The 17,927-nt window shown below is 73.0% G+C and carries 8 protein-coding genes; all 8 read right to left on the bottom strand.

The window, feature by feature from the left end:
• Nucleotides 1-196: 196 nt before the first annotated feature.
• The 8 genes from ABFX50_RS21350 to ABFX50_RS21385 are packed head-to-tail and all read right to left on the bottom strand — an operon-like array spanning nucleotide 197 to nucleotide 17,725.
• Nucleotides 197-1,975, bottom strand: a complete 1,779-nt coding sequence (locus ABFX50_RS21350) for a non-ribosomal peptide synthetase (protein ID WP_346148887.1) — start codon at nucleotides 1,973-1,975, stop codon at nucleotides 197-199.
• A 4-nt stretch (nucleotides 1,976-1,979) separates the two neighbouring features.
• The gene (locus ABFX50_RS21355; RefSeq protein ID WP_346148888.1) at nucleotides 1,980-7,259 is read right to left on the bottom strand and encodes a type I polyketide synthase; all 5,280 of its coding nucleotides are present in this window, start codon (nucleotides 7,257-7,259) and stop codon (nucleotides 1,980-1,982) included.
• Complete coding sequence (locus tag ABFX50_RS21360) at nucleotides 7,256-10,666, bottom strand: amino acid adenylation domain-containing protein (RefSeq protein WP_346148890.1); 3,411 nt, start codon at nucleotides 10,664-10,666, stop codon at nucleotides 7,256-7,258. Before ABFX50_RS21360 ends, ABFX50_RS21355 begins: the two co-directional genes overlap by 4 nt.
• The gene (locus tag ABFX50_RS21365) at nucleotides 10,663-12,966 is read right to left on the bottom strand and encodes a lantibiotic dehydratase (RefSeq protein ID WP_346148892.1); all 2,304 of its coding nucleotides are present in this window, start codon (nucleotides 12,964-12,966) and stop codon (nucleotides 10,663-10,665) included. The genes ABFX50_RS21360 and ABFX50_RS21365 overlap by 4 nt, the downstream gene beginning before the upstream one ends.
• Nucleotides 12,963-13,694: a thioesterase II family protein gene (locus ABFX50_RS21370; RefSeq protein WP_346148893.1), complete on the bottom strand. Its 732-nt coding sequence runs from the start codon at nucleotides 13,692-13,694 to the stop codon at nucleotides 12,963-12,965. Before ABFX50_RS21370 ends, ABFX50_RS21365 begins: the two co-directional genes overlap by 4 nt.
• Before the next feature lie 2 nt (nucleotides 13,695-13,696).
• On the bottom strand, nucleotides 13,697-15,325 hold the full coding sequence (locus ABFX50_RS21375) for a beta-ketoacyl synthase N-terminal-like domain-containing protein (protein ID WP_346148895.1): 1,629 nt from the start codon (nucleotides 15,323-15,325) through the stop codon (nucleotides 13,697-13,699).
• The gene (locus ABFX50_RS21380) at nucleotides 15,325-16,659 is read right to left on the bottom strand and encodes a DUF6002 family protein (protein ID WP_346148897.1); all 1,335 of its coding nucleotides are present in this window, start codon (nucleotides 16,657-16,659) and stop codon (nucleotides 15,325-15,327) included. The genes ABFX50_RS21375 and ABFX50_RS21380 overlap by 1 nt, the downstream gene beginning before the upstream one ends.
• Nucleotides 16,660-16,675: 16 nt before the next feature.
• Nucleotides 16,676-17,725: a Rossmann-fold NAD(P)-binding domain-containing protein gene (locus tag ABFX50_RS21385; RefSeq protein ID WP_346148898.1), complete on the bottom strand. Its 1,050-nt coding sequence runs from the start codon at nucleotides 17,723-17,725 to the stop codon at nucleotides 16,676-16,678.
• Nucleotides 17,726-17,927 lie beyond the last annotated feature (202 nt).

A 17,927-nucleotide genomic window follows, 5' to 3' on the forward strand; every position in this document is an offset into this window, starting at 1 on the left:
ATGCGCACCGCTCCGAGGATGCCCGGCTTGACGAGGTCCACGTCGACGGGCACGGCCGGACGCCACGCTCGCACGGGAACGGTGCCCAGATCCAGCGGCTCCACACCCTCGAAGCAACGCGGTCGCGAGCGAGCCGGTCGCCCCGGTGCGGGCGAACTCGGAGGACGGCACGCGCCGCGATCTGGGCCGAGTGGCGTCAGGGTCGCCGGCGCTGCCGTCGTAGCGCCGCACGGGTCGCGGGGGCGTCGCTCGGCGTCCCCGCCTCTCCCGCCGTGAGGTGGCGCGCGAGGGAGACGACGGTGGGATGGGCGTAGAGGGTGGTCAGCGGGATACGCCGGCTCAGGACGGCTTCGAGCCGCTGCTGGACCTTCGCCATGAGCAACGAGTGCCCGCCCTGGTCGAAGAAGGATCGCTCCCAGTCCACCTCCCGCACCTCGAACACGGCGCCCCAGACGGCCGCGATCTCGGTGGCGAGCGCGGCCTCCGGCGCCGGCAGGGTCACCGCCCGTGCGGGAGCGGGTCCAGGGTGCGGGTCTGGCAGGGCGGCCGTGTCGATCTTCCCGGTGGGGGTCAGGGGCAGCGTGTCGACTCCGACGATCTCAGCCGGAACCATGAAGTCGGGCAGCACCTCGGCCAGCCGCTCGCGCAGACCTGAGGTGTCGTCTCCCAGGACGTAGGCCACGATGTGCGGCTCGCCGCGGACCTCGCGGGTGACGACGGCGGCCCGGGGCACCAGGGTGGCCAGCACGGCCTCGATCTCGCCGAGCTCGACGCGGTGGCCGCGGATCTTCACCTGCCGGTCGAGGCGACCCAGGTAGGCCAGCCGGCCATCGGGAAACCATCGCCCCAGGTCGCCGGTTCGGTAGAACCGCATGCCGTCAGGATCGACGCCGAACCTGGCCTGGTCGCGCTCGGCGGCGCCCAGATAACCGGCCAGGTACGGGCTGCGGATGACGATCTCGCCCTCCGCCGGGTGCGGCCTGAGCTCGATCTCCACGCCGTCCAGGGGCCGTCCGATGGGCACGACCGGGTCGTCGCCCATCTCGGCTGCGGTCAGGTGGTTCTGGGCGACGAAGGAGATCTCGGTGGCCCCGTAGCCGTTGACGAAGACGCTGGAGGCGGGGAAGTGCCGCCGGAAGCGGACGAGGTCGTGGCGGACGACCTCCTCGCCGCCGAGGATGACGGCCCGGACATTCGACAGCACCTCTCCCTCGGAGAGGGAGTCCAGCAGATAGCGGTAGACAGTCGGCGTCGAGTGATAAATCGTGACTTGTCCGGCGACGAGCGACTCCCTCAGCTGACCCAGGCCATGCAGCCGGAGGTCGACGGGCACCACGGCGGCCCCGTTGAGCAGCGCGGAGAAGCCGTCTGTCACCGCCATGTCGTAGCTGAAGGAGGATACGACGCTGATCCGATCAGCAGGACGGATCCGCAGGTTGTTGGTATGCGTCCGGATCTGGAACAACGCCCCCCGATGGGTCTGCACGACCCCCTTGGGCCGCCCCGTGGAGCCTGAGGTGAACAGGATGTACGCAGGGGAGCTCGGATCCACGATGACGGGACGGAAATCCGGCGCAGGCGGCATCGAGGTGAGGTCGACGAGGTCGCCGGTGAGCAGGTCCTTGTGCTCGGGCACGGTCACGACCAGCTCCGGCCGGGCCAGCTCGGACATGCTCGCCAGGCGGGCCGGCGGATAGGCAGGATCGAGCGGTACGTAGGTGGCCCCGGCCGTGAGCACGCCCAGGATGGCGGCGACCATCCTGGGGCCGTGCCCGACCAGGAGCCCGACCCGTGAGGCGCCGTGCACCGCCGCCGCCACGGCCTGGACCTCCCGTGCGAGTTCGGCGTAGGTGAGCGGGCCCTCCTCGCCGAGCACCGCGACCCGGTCGGGATGCTCGGCGACGACGGCCCAGAACCGGGCGGCGATGGACTCCTCGAGCCACTCCGCCCGGAACTCGCGATGCTCGGCGTGCATCGGGCTACCTTCCTCGCGCTACGCGCGGGATCGTGGTGGCAGGGACCGCCGGGGTGGACGCCGGGGCGGATGCCGGCGTGGACGCCGGGGTCGCCGGCTGCTCGGCGCGGATCTGCTCGACCCTGGCGGCCATCTGCCGCACCGACGGGGCCTCGAAGAGCGTGCGCATCGGCAGCTTGACGCCGACCGCGGCCCGAGCCTGCGCGATCAGCTGGACCGCGATGAGCGAGTTGCCTCCGAGCTCGAAGAAGTCGTCGTCGGCACCCACGTCGGGCACGCCCAGGATCTCGCTCCACACCCGGGCCAGCGCCGCCTCCACCTCGCCTTCCGGCGCGACGAAGTCCTCGGACCTGGCCACCGTGGCCTGGGCCTCGAGGCTCTGGCGGGTCAGCCGCTCCCGCCGGGTGATCTCGGCGAGCGCGGTCGCGCTGACGACGACCTGCGGGCCGAGGTCGGCGGCGGCCAGCACGCGGAAGAACGCCTCGGCGCCGTCCGCAGGGCGGATGCCGGTGCCGGACTGCTGGTCGCCGGCGCCCAGCGACCCGGTCACCGCCGAGGCGTCGATGCGCCGCAGCACGAACTCCTCGATCTCCACGAGCACCGTGCCCGCCTCGTCCATCAGCGTCAGGTCGGCCGTGACGACCTCGGCGCCGCCGTCGCCCCTGCGCCGCAGGTGGCTGTAGAAGCGGTCCGGAAGCGCCGATCTGACCAGCAGCCGGCCGTAGCTCAGCGGCAGGTAGGCGCCGCCGCCGCTGCCCCGGCCGAAGGAGGTGGCCACGTCGAGCAGCGCGGGGTGCAGGCCCCAGTCGCCGACCTCCGCCGCCACCTGCTCGGTCCCCTCGACGAAGGCGAGCTCCTCGCCCTCGGCCCGCCAGATCAGCTCGGGCGAGCGCCACCGCGGACCGAACGTCAGCACTCCGGCGTACTCGCCGTCCTGCTCGGCCTCCGGCGTCATTCCGGCCTTCAGCGCCGCCACGTCCACGGCCGCGACCTGCGCGGGCCGTACCCATGCCGCCGCGCCCTGGGTGTGCAGCCGCTCCCCTGCGCGCACCTCGAAGGCCGAACCGTCGGCGAAGGAGACCACGAGCTCGGTCGTGGTGTCGTCCGGCACGGCCAGAGGCTCCAGGAAGACCACGTCGCGCAGCTCCACCGCGTGGCCCTCGCCCGGCGCAGGGACGACGGCCGAGAAGGCTGCCCTGGCGCATTCCAGCTGCCCGGTCGCGGGCAGGACCGGAACCCCGCCGATGCGGTGCTCGTCCAGCACCCAGTGGGTGTCCGCGGCCAGCGGCCCCGACGCCCTGTCGTGGGTACGGCTGCGCACGACCGGGTGGTCGACAGGCGTTCCCTCGGCGACGGCGGTGGGGCCGGCGGCGGCCAGGCCGGCGGCGTCGGCGTTGGCGGCCATGCCCACCTCCAGCCACGCGCCCCAGTTGATGCTCAGGACGCGCGTGCCGTGCCTGGCGCGGGCGAAGGCGTCCTGGAAGGCGTTCGCCGCGCAGTAGTCGACCTGGCCGAACCCGCCGCTGACCGCGGTGACCGACGAGCACAGGGCGACGAAGTCCAGCTCGAGGTCGCCGAAGACGTCGAACAGCGCGGCGGTTCCCGCGACCTTGGGGTCGAGTACGGCCTGCGCGACGGCTCGTTCCTTGATCTCGGCCATGCCGCCGCCCGGCAGGCCGGCGGCGTGCACGATGCCGTGCAGTCCGCCATGGGCGGCCAGGATCTCCTCCCTGACCTCGCGCAAGCGGGCAGGATCGGTGACGTCGGCGGCCATGACCGTCACCTTGCCGCCCGCCTGCTCGATCCTGGCGATCGCGCGCGCGGCCCTCGGCGTCACCGTGCCGCCGCGGCCGATCAGCGCCACGCGGGCCCGCAGCCGGGTGCCGAGGTGCTCGGCGAGGGTCAGGCCGATACCGCCGAGGCCGCCGGTGATCAGGTAGACGCCCTCCTCGCGCAGCCCGGAGTCGCCCTCGCTCAGCCGTACCGGCTGGAACTCGCGGACCCACCGACGCCCGCCCCGCAGAGCCAGCACGTCGCCCGCCGGCTCCCTTTGCAGCTCGGCCAGGACGCTCGCGGCGGGGGTGCCGCCGGACTCGAGGTCGAGGTGGCGCACCTGGAGGCCGTCGACCTCCAGCGGTACGACTCGGGCGATGCCCGCCATGAGCGCGTACTCCGGCCGGGTCAGGTCGGCGCCGCCCAGGGGGTCCTCGGTGCCGCAGGTGAGCACGTCGAGGCGGACCCCGTCGGCCCGCTGAGCGGCGGCCAGGGCCTGGACCAGGAAGAGCATGCTGAAGAAGCCGTGCTCCTGCGCCTGTGTCTGATCGCTGTCCAGCGCCCAGGCGTGCACGATGCGCGAGGGCAGGGAGTCGCCGAGCGCGCTGATCAGAGTGTCGTAGTCGGCGCGCTCGCCTGGCCGTACGGTGAACTCGCCTGAGTAGTCGGCGCCGGGGCGGACCACGGTCACCTCGGCACCCTGTGCCCGGAGGGAGGCCACCAGCTCCTCGCCGCGCTCCCCGCTGACGAAGACGAGGCAGCGGGTGACCGGCTCGCCGAGCGGGGAGGGCGTGAGCTGCCGCCACGCGGGGATCTCGAACCAGTCCTCCAGCGCCCTGGGGCCGGAGGGCTGCGACGCCTTCGGCTTCGCCCCGGCCTCACCCGGCGAGATGAAGCGGTACTCCCGCTCGTAGGGGTAGCCAGGCAACGGCACCCGGTGGCCCTGGTCGCCGTCCACGGTGATCGGCACTCCGGCGGACCACAGCCGGGCGGCGGAGCCGTACAGCACGTCCAGATCGCCGGCGCTCTCGCCGGGGCCGGGCAGGCTGGCGAGCGGCGGCAGCACGTCCTTGGCGCCGCGCAGCTGCATGCGGGCGAGCTGGGCCAGCTGCTTGCCGGGCCCGCACTCCAGCATCACCCAGTCCTTCTCGGCCAGCAGCCGGGCCACGCAGTCGCCGAAGCGCACCGGACGGCGGATGTGCCCGGCCCAGTAGGCCGGGTCGACGGCCTGCTCGGGGGTGATCCAGTCGCCGGTCACGTTGGACAGGAACGGCAGGGCGGGCGTCTGCCGCGGCACGGCGGCCACGAGTGACTCGAACTCCGCCAGGATGGGCTCCATCATCGGCGAGTGGAAGGCGTGCGAGGTGCGCAGCCTGGTGGCCTTGACGCCCTTGCCGTCGAGCAGCTCGGCGAAGGCAGTGATCGCCTCATCCGTCCCTGCCACCACGCAGGTGCCAGGGCCGTTCACCGTGGCCACGCTCACCCCGTCGATGAGCAGCTCGGCGGCCTCCTGCTCGTCCTTCATCACCGCGAGCATCGAACCGGCGGGCATCGACTGCATCAGCCGCCCGCGCGCCGCCACCAGCCGCAGCGCGTCGGGCAGGGTGAACACCCCGGCGAGCGTGGCGGCGACGTACTCCCCGATGGAGTGACCGATCATGCCGGTGGGCTGCGCGCCGAGCTCCTGCCAGAGCCTGGCCAACGCGTACTCCACGGTGAACAGCGCGGGCTGGGTGAAGCGGGTCTCACGCAGCTTGTCGTCGCCGCCCTCGGCGAACATCAGCTGCCTGATGTCCTCGCCCAGCTCGGCACGCAGGAGCTCCGCGCACTCGTCGACGGCGGCGGCGAAGGCCGGCTGGGCCGCGTAGAGCGCGGCGCCCATGCCCGCGTACTGCGCGCCCTGGCCGGAGAAGAGGAAGGCCACCTTGGGCGGCGTTCCGCCCGCGTCCCCTGCCGGGTGCCGCTTGCGGTCGGTCAGCGCGCTCACCGCGCCTGCCAGGTCGTCGGCCACGACGGCGACGCGGTGCCGAAGCTCCGGCCGGCCCACCCGCAGCGTGTGGGCCACGTCGGCGACGGAGAGCTCGGGGTGCTCGGTGAGGTGCTCGGCGAGCTGGGTGCGCATGGTGTCGAGCGCGCTGCCGGTGCGGGCCGAGAGCCGTAGCAGCTGCGGCCCCCGCACGCTCGTGGCGGCGGCGGCGGGGGGCGGCGCCTCCTGGAGGATCACGTGGGCGTTGGTGCCGCCGATGCCGAAGGAGCTCACCGCCGCCCGGCGTAGGCCGTCCTCCCACTTGGTGGGGGTGGAGACCACGTAGAAGGGGCTGGAGTCGAAGTCGATGGCGGGGTTGGGCCGCTCGAAGTTGATGCTGGGCGGGATCAGGCCGTGCTCCATGGCGAGCACCGTCTTGATCACGCCGACGACGCCGGAGGCCTGGCTGAGGTGGCCGATGTTGGACTTCACCGAGCCGATGCCGCACCAGCCGCGATCGCCGGTGCTGCGCTGGTAGACCTCGCTCAGAGCGGCCACCTCGATGGGGTCGCCGAGGGCGGTGCCGGTGCCGTGCGCCTCGATGTAGCCGATGGTGCGCGGGTCCACCCCCGCCACGCCGAGCGCCTCGGCGATCACCTCGGTCTGGCCCGCGTGGCTCGGCGCGGAGAAGCCGATCTTGTTGCTGCCGTCGTTGTTGATCGCGTTCCCCAGCACCACGGCCCTGATGTGGTCGCCGTCGGCCAGCGCGTCCTCCAGGCGCTTGACCACGACCACGCCGACGCCGCTGCCCCAGATGGTGCCGTCCGCGCGGGAGTCGAACGGCTTGACGTGCCCGTCGGAGGTGGTGAAGCCGTCCATGGCCGGGTAGCCGGCGCCGTGCGGCAGCTCCACGCAGACCCCGCCGGCCAGCGCCATGTCGCACTCCCCGTTGCGCAGCGACTCGCAGGCCAGGTGCAGGGCGACCAGGGAGGAGGAGCAGGCGGTGGTGACGGTCATGGCCGGCCCGCGCAGGTTCAGCCGGTAGGAGACCGTGGTGGCGACGTAGTCGATGTTGTTGCCGATCGACATGCCGAGCTTGACCGCGTTGCTGTCCAGATCGGGGTTGGTCTGGAGGTTGAGCCACTGGTACTGGCTGGGCCCGGATCCGCCGTAGACGCCGATGGAGCCCTCGTAGGTGGCCGGGTCGTAGCCGGCGTCCTGCAGCGCGGCGTGCGACTGCTCCAAGAAGACCCGCTGCTGCGGGTCGGCGAGCTCCGCCTCGCGCGCGCTCATGCCGAACAGGCGGTTGTCGAAGCCCTCCATGTCGATCATGACCGGCGCGGCCTTGATGAAGGAGGAGCTGGCCAGGGTCTCCGGGGTCACCCCCCGGGCGAGCTGCTCCTCGTCGGTGAAGAAGGTCACCGACTCCACTCCGTCGACCAGGTTGCGCCAGAACTGGCCGAGATCGTTCGCGCCCGGCACGCGGGCGCTCATGCCGATGATGGCGATGGGCTCGGCGCCCGAGTGGTTGGACAACTCTGTCACTGTCTCCTCCTGCGCTTGTCCCGCAGCTGGCGGCGTGTGTCGGCACGCCGGTCGGCGCGGCTCAGTTCCGGATTCGCGGCATCACCGTCGAGGTGGGCGGCCAGCGCGCGTACGGTCGGGTAGCGGAACATGTCCACGACTGTCACCTGGCGCCCGGTCAGGGCGGCCAGCCGGTCGCGGACCACGACGACGGCCATGGAGGTGCCGCCGACGTCGAAGAAGTTGTCGGTCGCGAGCACCTCGGCTCGGCCGAGCACGTCCCGCCAGATCCCGGCGAGCAGCCGCTCGGTGTCGGTGGCGGGATCCGCGCGGAGCCCGGATTCCGGTCGTACGGCTTGCGCCGGCTCGTCCGTCACGCCGTGCGCGAGCGTGGAGACCTGCCTCAGCTCGAAACCGGCCGCGGGGGCGCCAGGGGCGGCCACGGCCTGGTCGAGCAGGTCGGTGAAGGACCGGAGCAGCAGCTCGATGCGCTCGGCGGTGTAGAGGTCGGTGTTGTAGACGACATCGACCGCGTACCTCCCGTCCCGCTCGACGACGTAGACCGTCAGATCGAAAGGGGAACCCGCGGGCGCGGGCACGATGCCGGTGGAGCTCAGCCCCTTCAGCTCCAGCCGCGGCTCGGGGAAGTTGAAGACGTTGAAGAGCACCTGCACCAGCGGCGCACGGCTGGGCTCACGGCGTATCGCCAGTGCTCCGACGATGTCCTCGATGGCGGCGCCTGGCCTGGCCATCGCGTCGATCATCGCATCGGCGCAGCCACGCACCCGCTCAGCGAAGGAGGCTTCCCCTGCCGAGCGCAGGCGGATCGGCACGATGTCGACGAAGAAGCCGATCAGGTCCTGGAAGGCCTCGTGCCTGCGGTCCGCCACGGGGGCGCCGACCACGATGTCGTCACGGCCGGTGACGCGCCGGACCAGTTCGGCGAAGGCGGCCAGCCACACGCTGGGCGCGGTGGTGCCCAGCCGTACGGCCAGCTCGCGGATACCCGCTGTGGTCTCCGCCGTCAGCGCGGCGGTGGCCAGGGCGCCGGCGTGGCTCTGCACGGCCGGCCGCGGGCGGTCCCTGGGCAGGTCGAGCGTCGTGGGTGCGTCGGCCAGCGAGCGGGTCCACCAGGCCAGGTCCTCCCCGGAGCGCCTGCCGTCCCGCGCCGCTCGCCAGGCGGCGTAGTCGGCGAAGGTCGCCTCCGGCTCGTCCAGGACCTCGCCGGCGTAGGCGCGGGCCAGGTCGTCGAAGAACGGGCCCTGCGACCAGCCGTCGAAGACGGCGTGGTGGAAGGTCACCACCAGCACGTGGTCGTCCGGGCCCAGCCGGAGCAGCCTCGCCTGCCAGAGCGGGCCGCGGGCCAGGTCGAAGTGCTGGGCGCCGGCCCGGTCCAGCCAGGCGCGGACCCCATCGGGCAGGCCGTCCGAGCCGCTGCCGGGCCCGTCCGGCCGGCTGTCCTGCGCCCCGTCCAGGACCTCGACCGCTATCCGCGCTGGTTCGGGCGCGGACACCTCCACGCGGGGCACGCCACCGTCGTCGGGCACCCGCCAGCGGAGCACCTCGTGCCGCTCGGCCACCGCGGTCAGCGCCCGCTCCAGCGCCGCCACGTCGAGCGGGCCGCGCAGGCGCTCGGCGAGCGCGATGTTGTAGGCGACGTTGCCGGGGAAGAGCCGCTCCAGGAACCACAACCGACGCTGCGCCGCGGTCAGCGCGGGCGGGCTGCCGGAGGGCAGTTCCTCGGCCACGGGAGGTGCGGCTTCCACCAGCGCCGCCAGCGCGCCGAGGGTGCGCGCGGCGTAGACGTCCTCCACCGCCACCTCACGCCCCAGTGCCTCGCGGACTCCGCTGACCAGGCGCATGGCGCTGATGGAATGCCCACCGGAGGCGAAGAAGTCGTCCTCAAGCCCTGGGAAGCGGTCGAGCACCCGAGCCCAGACCTCGGCCACGGCGCACTCGGTCGGCGATTCCGGCGGCGCGCCCAGGGCCGGCGCGTCAGGCACCAACGCACGCAGCGCCTGGACGTCGACCTTGCCCGTCGAGGACATCGGCAGGCTGGGCAGGATCAGTATGTCGGCGGGGACCATCACCTCGGGCAGCCGCTCCGCGCAGTGCTCTCGCAACAGGTCCTGGCGCACGCCGTCCGCAGTGCAGAAGGCCACGAGCCGAACACCCGCCGGACCCTCGACCGCCTCCACCACGGCGTGCCCGACCTGCGGGTGCCCGCGCAGCACGGTCTCCACCTCGCCGATCTCCACCCGCTGCCCGCGGATCTTGACCTGCCGGTCGGTCCTGCCCATGAACATCAGGTTCCCGTCCGGCTGCAGCACCACGAGGTCGCCGGTCCGGTAGAGCCGCTCGCCGTCGCCGCCGAACGGGTCGGGCACGAAGCGTTCGGCTGTCAGATCGGGTCGCCCCAGATATCCGCGGGCCAGCCCGACCCCGCCGATCAGCAGCTCGCCCGGCACGCCCGCTGGAACCTCGCGCAGCTCCTCGTCCACGACATGGAGGCGGTGCCCGTGCTGGGCGGCGCCGATCGGCAGCGGCCGGTCCCAGCTTCCTGCGGCCTCGAAGACGGTGACCGCCACCGTCGTCTCTGTCGGACCGTAGTAGTTGAGAAACCGGCGGCCCGCCCAGCGCTCCACCTGCTCGGGACCGGGGGCCTCGGAGCCGGTGACCAGCACCCGCCACTCAGGCAGGCGCGCCGGATCCAGCACCGGCAGCAGGGAGGGCGGCACGACACCGGAGGTGATGCCGTGCTCCACGCAGAAACGCTGGAGCCGTACGGGGTCACGGCGGTCGTCATCGCCTGTCAGCATCACCGTAGCCCCCGCGGCCAGGTGCACGAACAGGTCGTGCACCGACACGTCGAACCCGAGCGAGGCGAAGGCGAGGCCGCGGGTGTCCTCATCGACGCCCAGCAGCTCGAGATTGGTGAGCGTGTAGGCGCAGGCGCTGCGATGGGTGACCACCACGCCCTTGGGTGTGCCGGTGGATCCCGAGGTGTGCAGCACATAGGCCGCGTTGCCGGGCAGCGCCGGGCACTGTCCGGGCGCAGCGGGCGGGCCTTCCACCGGGACGGTCGGCACCCCGTCGAACAAGTGCGCGGTGGACTCGTCCACCACGATCAGCTGGAGCCCCGCGTTCCTGATGATCTGCTCCCTGCGCGCGGCGGGGCCGTCGGGGTCGAGCGGCACGTACGCGCCCCCGGCCAGGAGCACGCCGAGCACCCCGGTGACCATGCTCGGCCGGCGTCGCAGGCAGACTCCCACCAGACGCTCGGGCCCCACGTCCGGCAGCCGCGCGGCCAGGCCACCCGCCCGCTCGGCCAGTTCGCCGTACGTGAGCACCTCCTGCCACTGCCGCACGGCGGGCGCCTGCGGGCGGCGCTCGGCCTGGGCCAGCACCAGATCGGGCAGCGTCGTCATCCCGCACCTCCAGGAAGGGGGTCGACCATGTGCATGCGCAGCTCCGTGAAGTAGCGGCGGCCTTCGGCGTCGGACAGCCAGGTCTGGTCCGGGCCTGGGAGCATCTCGGAGATCACCAGCCGGACGTCCGGCCCGGCGGTGAGACGGGCCGAGCGCACCATCGAGCAGAGCAGGTCGGCGAAGACCGGGCTGGTGAGGTCGACGTAGAGCGGCTTGATCTCCGTGGACAGCTTGACGAAGACCCGCTCGGGCAGGCCGAGCTCACGCCGCCAGCGGCGCACGGCCAGGTACCGTGCGCGCTCACCGCCGACGTCGGTCAGTCCCGTCGCGTCCACGGTGGTCCGCCAGGTACGGCGGGCGACGACCAGCCGGTCGATGGTGATTCTCGGGGTGTGCCGATCGCCCCCGACGAGCTTGAAGCCGTCCACGGCGTGGATCGACACCAGCTGCGAGAAGACCTCCAGCAGTGGCCGGCTCCTCCCGTCCGGCATGGTGGCCACCAGCTCCCCGTCCACCTCGCCGACCGGCACGCCCGTGGCGGGCACCAGCCGGTCGGGGTCGGCGCCCGGGGCGGCCGTCCAGCCCAGCTGGATGTCGGTCGGGTGGTCCAGCCCGTGCGTCACCCGGCCGGTGTAGCGGGGCCACTCCACCGGGTAGAGCGGCCTGACCCGGTCGGTTCCCAGGTCCTCGGCCAGCGCGTCGCGCAGCGCACCGGGATCGGGGTGGGCGAGGCTGAAGACGGCGCAGTCGAAGGTCGCCCAGGCCGCGTGCATCTCGCCCATGATCACCACGTAGTCGCCGCGGTTGACGGCCTCGACGCTGTCGGCGCAGATCTGCAGGTCGGGGCTGTGCAACCGGCCGTCCGACCAGCCGGGGCCGGCGGCGGCGAAGGCGTCGGAGGCGGCCAGCTCACGGGCGGTGAAGGTCAGCTCGGCGGTGTCCGGGTCGACCTGGTCCAGGCCGAACAGCTCCGACCAGCGGTGGGCGAACTCCTCGGCGATGGCGTCCACGGGTCTGGGACCGGCGCCGAACAGCATGCCCTGGGCGAGGTACCACAGGTCGGACAGCAGCACCGGGCCGTCCGCGCGCAGCTCCTCGTACAGCTCGCGCAGCGCCTGGCCGTAGGCCGTCGCCAGCTCGGCCGTCAGCCAGCGGGCGGCCTGGAGCATGAGCGCCAGCGGCTCGGCGATGCCGTCGATCAGCGGCTTGCCCACGTTCACTCGCACGTCGCGCGTGGTGTCCTCGTAGACCAGGCCGCGGCCGGCGTAGGTCCGGCCGGTCCTGCGGACCGAGTCGGCGCCGGTGACCTCGCTGAACACCGTGCTGAGCGCCTCCATCGCGGCGCGCAGGGCGTCCGGGTCGCCCGCGGCGCGCGCCACCTCCCGCTTGGCCGATGCCAGCCGTTCCAACCCGGCATGGGCCCGCTCGCGCACGGCCGGGTCCTCGATGCCGGCCAGCAGCCGCCGGAGGTGCTCCTCGGCGTGCGGGCTCTGCGGCACGTCGCCCTGCCAGGTCAGCAGACCGCGCCCGGCCAGGAGGTCGAGCAGCAGGTAGGCGTCGGCTTCGGTGCGGATGCCCGCCTGCCCGGCCACCTCGGCGGCCACGTCGACGGCACGGCGCCTGCCGTCGCATCGCGACAGCAGCAGTGCCTCGGCGGCCGACACGGCGACGGGCGGCTGCGCCGGCCGGCGCACCTGGCGGCCGTCCAGGCTCAGCTGGGGTTGCAGGGCGGGTGGCAGCCAGCGGCGCACCGCGGGATCCTCGGCCAGCTTCGCCGCGTACGCGCGCAGCGCCCAGTCCTCGAAGAACACACGCCGGTCCGACAGCAGCCGTTCGCCTGGCCGTACCTCCAGAGCCGGGCCGTCCTGCGTGCACCGGACCCAGGTCACCGGCCCGAAGAAACCCACCGTCTCGTTCTTGGCGCTGTAGCGCTGCCAGTACTTGACGGCGATGCGCTCCCGTTCGCGCCGCCTGCTGTCGCGGCGGCCGCCGGGGGTCAGGGCGTCCAGCGCGACCAGGGCGCCCCGGTTCTGCCAGGTGATCGCCTCGCGGAAGAGCGGGTCGGCGGCGATCTCGGCCAGTTCGTCGCCCAGCTCGTGGCCGGCCTCCGCGAGGATCTTGTCGAAGTCCTCCGCCGCGAGCTCGCCCGAGAGCAACGCGTCCGCCGCCTGCGCGCAGCCGGGGGCGGACAGGCGCGTCAGGCCGTCGGCGGGGAAGCCGGTGCTGCGCAGCAGCGCCTCGCTCCACACCCACCAGCCGGTGTCGCCGAGCGGCATGCGGTGGTCGCTGTGGTCGCTCATGCGCGCACCCGATCCAGGATGTGGTCCCGCCGCTCGCGCAGGAAGAAGTGGCCGCCCGGTTCGACGCTGAGAGTGAAGCCGGCGCTGGTGTGCCTGGCCCAGCCCCGCATGGCCTCGACGGAGATCGACTTGTCGTCGGCTCCCGCGAAGGCCTCGATCGGCACCTCGATCGGCGGCCCCGGCTGGTAGACGTACTCGTGCAACCAGGTGAAGTCCGCGCGCAGGACCGGCAAAAGGAGCTCGCACAGCTCAGGCTCGGCCAGCAGCTCCTCCGGCAAGCCGCCGAGCTCGATGAGCCTGCCGAGCAGCTCCTCGTCCGACACCTCCGACAGCTCGGCGAGCGGTTCGACGTGGTCAGGCGGCCGGCACCCGCCCAGGTACAGCCGCCGCGGCAGCGGTTGGCCCCGCCTGGTCAGCTCGCGGGTCACCTCGAAGCCCAGCCTGCCGCCCATGGAGTGTCCGTAGATCGCGTACGGCCGGTCGGCCCTGGCCGAGACGGCGTCGGTGAGTTCCCCGATGTCGATGCCGAAGGGTTCGGAGAAGCGGCCCTCCCGGCCCGGCAGGACCAGGGGCAGCACCTCGAGCCCGGGTCCCGCCGCGGCGGCCCAGCCCTGGAAGGCTCCCGCCCCTGCGCCCGCCCACGGCAGGCAGAACAGCTGCATGGGCGCCGCGGGGCGGGGCTGCGGAACGGAGAACCAGCGGTCGAGCGAGCTGGTGTTGGGTCTCATGGTCAGACCTCCTGCCGTTGGAACGGGTAGGCGGGCAGGGAGATGATGCGGCCGTCGGCCGGCGGCCAGGCGGGCTCGTCGCCCGCCACCCAGGCCTCGGCCGCCCGCATCAGATCCTCAGGCGCGTCGTACGGCAGGCCGCGCAGCCGGGCGACGGCCTCGGACAGGTCCTGGCAGACGATCGCCGCCCTGTAGGCGAAAGCCCGGCGTCCGGCGGTCAGCGTGTGGGCGACGTCGTCCAGGTCGATCCGGGGAGCCGCCTCCAGGTGGTCGGCCAACCGCATGCGGGCCTGGCGCAACGCCTCGGGCGTCCGGGCAGAGACGGGCAGGACGCGCCAGCCGGTGGCGGCCGGGCGCGGCGGTTCGTCCGCGACCTGCTCGACGATCACGTGGGCGTTGGTCCCGCCCAGGCCGAAGGAGCTCACCCCGGCCCGCCGGGTCTCCGCCTCCCATGCCACGTTCTTGACCGGCACGTAGAAGGGGCCGAACTCGACGTCCGGGTCGGCGCGCTCGAAGTGGAGGTTGGCAGGGATGACGCCGTGCCGTACCGCGAGCACGGCCTTGATCAGCGCCGCCGCGCCCGCCGCCGCGTCGAGGTTGCCGAGGTTGGTCTTGATGGAGCCCAACGCGACGGCGCTCGGTGGCAGCGGGTCGCCGGAGAAGGCCTGGGCCAGGGCGGCGACCTCGATCGCGTCCCCGACCGCGGTGCCGCTGCCGTGCGCCTCGACGAAACCGATCGCGCCGGGTGCCACCCCGGCATCCGCCAGCGCCTCGGCCACCACGCTCGCCTGCCCATCGAGCCCCGGGGCGGCGAACCCGGCCCGGCGCGCGCCGTCGTTGCCCACCGCCCAGCCCCGGAGCACGGCGAGAACCTGGTCCCGGCTCTCGACCGCGTCCTGCAGGCGCTTGAGCGCCAGGACCGCCACGCCGCTGCTGTAGGCGCCGCCCTGACCGGTGGCGTCGAAGGCACGGCAGCGGCCGTCGGGCGAGACCAGGCCGCCGGGCGTGTGCAGGAAGCGGGGTTCCGTGACGCTCACCCCGCCCGCGAGCGCGAGGTCGCAGCGGTAGTCGAGCAGGTGCTGGGCGGCCACGCAGACCGCGGTGAGCGAGCTCGAGCAGGCGGTCTGCACGGCCATGGCGGGGCCGGTCAGGCCCAGCCGGTAGGCCACCTGGGCGGCCACGTAGTCGGGCGCGAAGCCCGGAACCAGCGGCTCGTCCGGATCGCCGGTGAACTGCCGGTACAGGAAGTGCCTGTTGACCGAGGCGCCGGAGAAGACACCGATCAGCCCGTCGAAGGCCGCGGGGTCGCAGCCCGCGTCCTCCAGCGCGGTCCAGGACTGCTCGAGGAAGAGCCGTTGCTGGGGATCCATGGCGGCGGCCTCGTCCGCTGTCACGCCGAAGAAGTCGGCGTCGAACGCGGCCACGTCGGGCAGGCGGCCGCCCGCCCGCACGTGCGCCGGATCGGCCAGCAGCCGCTCACCCACCCCGAGCGCGCGCAGCTCGGCCTCGGTGTAGTCGTGCACGAGGTCCACGCCGTCGAGCAGGTTGCGCCAGAGCGAGGGCACGTCGGGAGCGCCGGGGAAGCGCCCGGCCATGCCGACGACGGCGATCGCGTCCTCCGGGAGAGACATCAGCGGCAGACCACCGCGGCGACGTCCTCGACGGTCGCGACCTCGGTCATCGCCTCCGGCTCCAGCGGCGTGTAGTCCGCCGAGGTGTAGCGGCCAGATCCGTGCACCACCACGTCGCGCCAGTCGTCGGCCAGACCGCGGTCGACGGCGTTGAGCACGCCCGTCACGGCCATGACCAGGGACCACTCCCGGAGCGTGCGGAAGTCGGCGGGCAGCTCGCAGCCGGTCCCGGCCAGCAGCTCGCGCACCTGCGGGTAGCGGGCCACGCATTCGGCCAGTGAGACCACGATGCCGTCGCCGCCAGAGCGCTCGATGATCGCGTTCATCGAGGGAGAGGTGGCGGGCCTGTGAGTGTAGAAGGTCGGGTCGAGCACCTCGTCCGGGTCGTAGGTCACCGCGGGGAAGCGCGGGTCGGCCGACTGCCGGTAGAGGCCGTCCGTCAGGGCGTACTGGGGCAGGTCGGCCCGGTCGAAGGAGCCGTTGCGGAGGTTGAGCACCATGTCGGGGGTGCCGAGGTGCTGCACGAGCAGGCTGGCGGGCCGGTGCTCCCGGCTCGACGCGCCGGAGCTCTCCAGCACATCCCGGCCGCGGTGGTAGCCGAGCAGCCCGAAGGCGCTGGAGACCGCGTGCGCGTGCAGCCGGGGCCCGGCGACGGGGGAGGCCGCGTGCTCGAAGTACGCCCTGGCGGTGTCGGCCACGAGGTAGTTGGCCAGGTCCAGCGAGTACCACAGGTTCTCGCCGTTGGCCCGCAGGTCGCCGGCGTACTTGTCGGCGAAGGCCCGGCCGAGCGCCTTGACCTGCTCAGGCTCGGGGCCGTTGTAGACGAGCATCGGGTTCAGCTCGCGCAGCTCGGGGTCGGTGGACAGCCGGCTGGAGCGGAGCTTGGCCAGGCACGAGCCGGGCGCCAGGATCACCGTGCGCAGCTGGTCGGGGCGGACCAGTCCGGCCTCGATCGCGCGCAGCACCGCGTCGCGCAGCGCGACGCCCTTGTTGGCCGACGTGGGCGAGAAGATCGTGACCGCTTCGCCGTACCGCCTGATGTACTCCACCGCGCGGGCGACGATCATCAGCGAGGCGAAGGTCTTGGTGGTGCCCGTGGCGGGGTTGCCCGTGAGGTCGAGCAGGGTCAGCCGGTGCTCGCCGTACTCGCCGAGCGGTTCCCAGCGGGCGGTGGCCACCGACAGGAAACGTTCCACATCCGCGTCGAGGGCGGGCAGGTGGTAGCCGGGGGAGAAGCCGATGTCCGATCTGACCGGTTCGAGGTCGTCGACGCAGGCCGCGATCGAGGCGGGGAGGCGGTCGTAGTAGTCGATTAGCAGGTTCGCTGCGTGCATCGTCGGGCGCACCTCGTTAGGGGTAGGAGGGGAGGTCTCGGAGCCGGTCTCTGAGCTGGGTGAAGGCTTGGGTGGCAGAGTCCAGGTCCGCGGTGTGGAAGCCGTCGGCGAGGTCGGGGGCGACTCGGGCGAGCTCCTCCCGGGCGGCGGGGCCGAAGGTGACGCGCGTGCCCTCCACGACCACCCCGTCCTGTACGGCAGAGCGCTGGTTGAAGGCGACGGCTTCGGCACGGTCCAGGCCCGGCGGCAGGCGCAGGCTCAGCTGGCCGGCCGCGAGCCGTACCGGATAGCCGCCGGGCAGCCCGAGCGGGCCAGGCAGGGAGGTGTCCAGGTCGCCGCCGGTGAGCAGGCATCCCAGCACCTTGGCGGCCGTGAGGCCGGTGACGTGGTTGAGCTCGGTGCGCGGGGTGGCCCGCTGGGCGGCAAGGAGTGCGCCGACGTCGGCGAGCGCGCGGCCCTGGTGCCAGACCCGCGCCTCGTCCTCGGGGGAGGAGGGCGTGTACAGGTGGACGTGGTGGGCGAGCACCTGCAGCTCCCGCTGGTCGGCCAGGCCGAGGGCGGTCTGGATGCTGGCGGCCAGCAGGCCGGCGTTGCCGATCCCGCACAGCACCGGGACGCCGCACGCGGCCAGCACGGGGTTGACCGCGTCGGGGAAGCAGGCGTTGACGAACCAGGACCCAGGGCTGGCCGAGGCGAGTGCCGTGCCCGCGCGGACGGCGGACTCGGCCTGGAACGGCAGGGTGAGTCCGAAGCCGCCGCGCCGGAGCAGGGAGGTCCAGGCCGAGGGGGAGCTGAGCGACTCCCAGGGGGATTGGCTGGAGGCGGCCAGCAGCACGCCTGCGGGAGCGGCGCTCGCCAAGGCCTCAGGCAGGGAGCCCGTCACGGGGCGGAAGGTCACGTTGGAGCCGGCGAGTGCGGCTCTGGCCATACCAACATGGCATAACTCGGCGGTCCGAGCCGGATCGCGCCCGATCACGGTGATGCGAGCCGACGGCCCTGTCACGGCCAGGGCATAACAAACGGCTCTGGCCAGGCCACCGGTGCCGATGACTGCCAGCTCGGTCATGGACCCTCCTCTGTCGGCCCCATGACCAGGTCACTGCGCCTATCGATGACCTCGACAAGCTCGGTCATGCTGCTCTGGCCGGCATCGGGAGATAACTCTGCACCGCCATGCTGGACTGAGCCTCTCTACATGCTGGTAAGCACGGGATTTAAGGATTACTCCCCAAAACGGACGGATTGCCCGTTATGACCCCAAACCGTGG

This window comes from Nonomuraea recticatena (assembly GCF_039533245.1).
In the GTDB taxonomy this organism is placed as follows: Bacteria; Actinomycetota; Actinomycetes; order Streptosporangiales; family Streptosporangiaceae; genus Nonomuraea; species Nonomuraea roseola.

Bases quoted from the DNA above. Each gene is read 5' to 3' on its own strand.
- ABFX50_RS21350 (WP_346148887.1), bottom strand. From the start codon at position 1,975: ATGCACGCCGAGCATCGCGAGTTCCGGGCGGAGTGGCTCGAGGAGTCC.
- ABFX50_RS21360 (WP_346148890.1), bottom strand. From the start codon at position 10,666: ATGACGACGCTGCCCGATCTGGTGCTGGCCCAGGCCGAGCGCCGCCCG.
- ABFX50_RS21365 (WP_346148892.1), bottom strand. From the start codon at position 12,966: ATGAGCGACCACAGCGACCACCGCATGCCGCTCGGCGACACCGGCTGG.
- ABFX50_RS21370 (WP_346148893.1), bottom strand. From the start codon at position 13,694: ATGAGACCCAACACCAGCTCGCTCGACCGCTGGTTCTCCGTTCCGCAG.
- ABFX50_RS21375 (WP_346148895.1), bottom strand. From the start codon at position 15,325: ATGTCTCTCCCGGAGGACGCGATCGCCGTCGTCGGCATGGCCGGGCGC.
- ABFX50_RS21380 (WP_346148897.1), bottom strand. From the start codon at position 16,659: ATGCACGCAGCGAACCTGCTAATCGACTACTACGACCGCCTCCCCGCC.
- ABFX50_RS21385 (WP_346148898.1), bottom strand. From the start codon at position 17,725: ATGACCGAGCTGGCAGTCATCGGCACCGGTGGCCTGGCCAGAGCCGTT.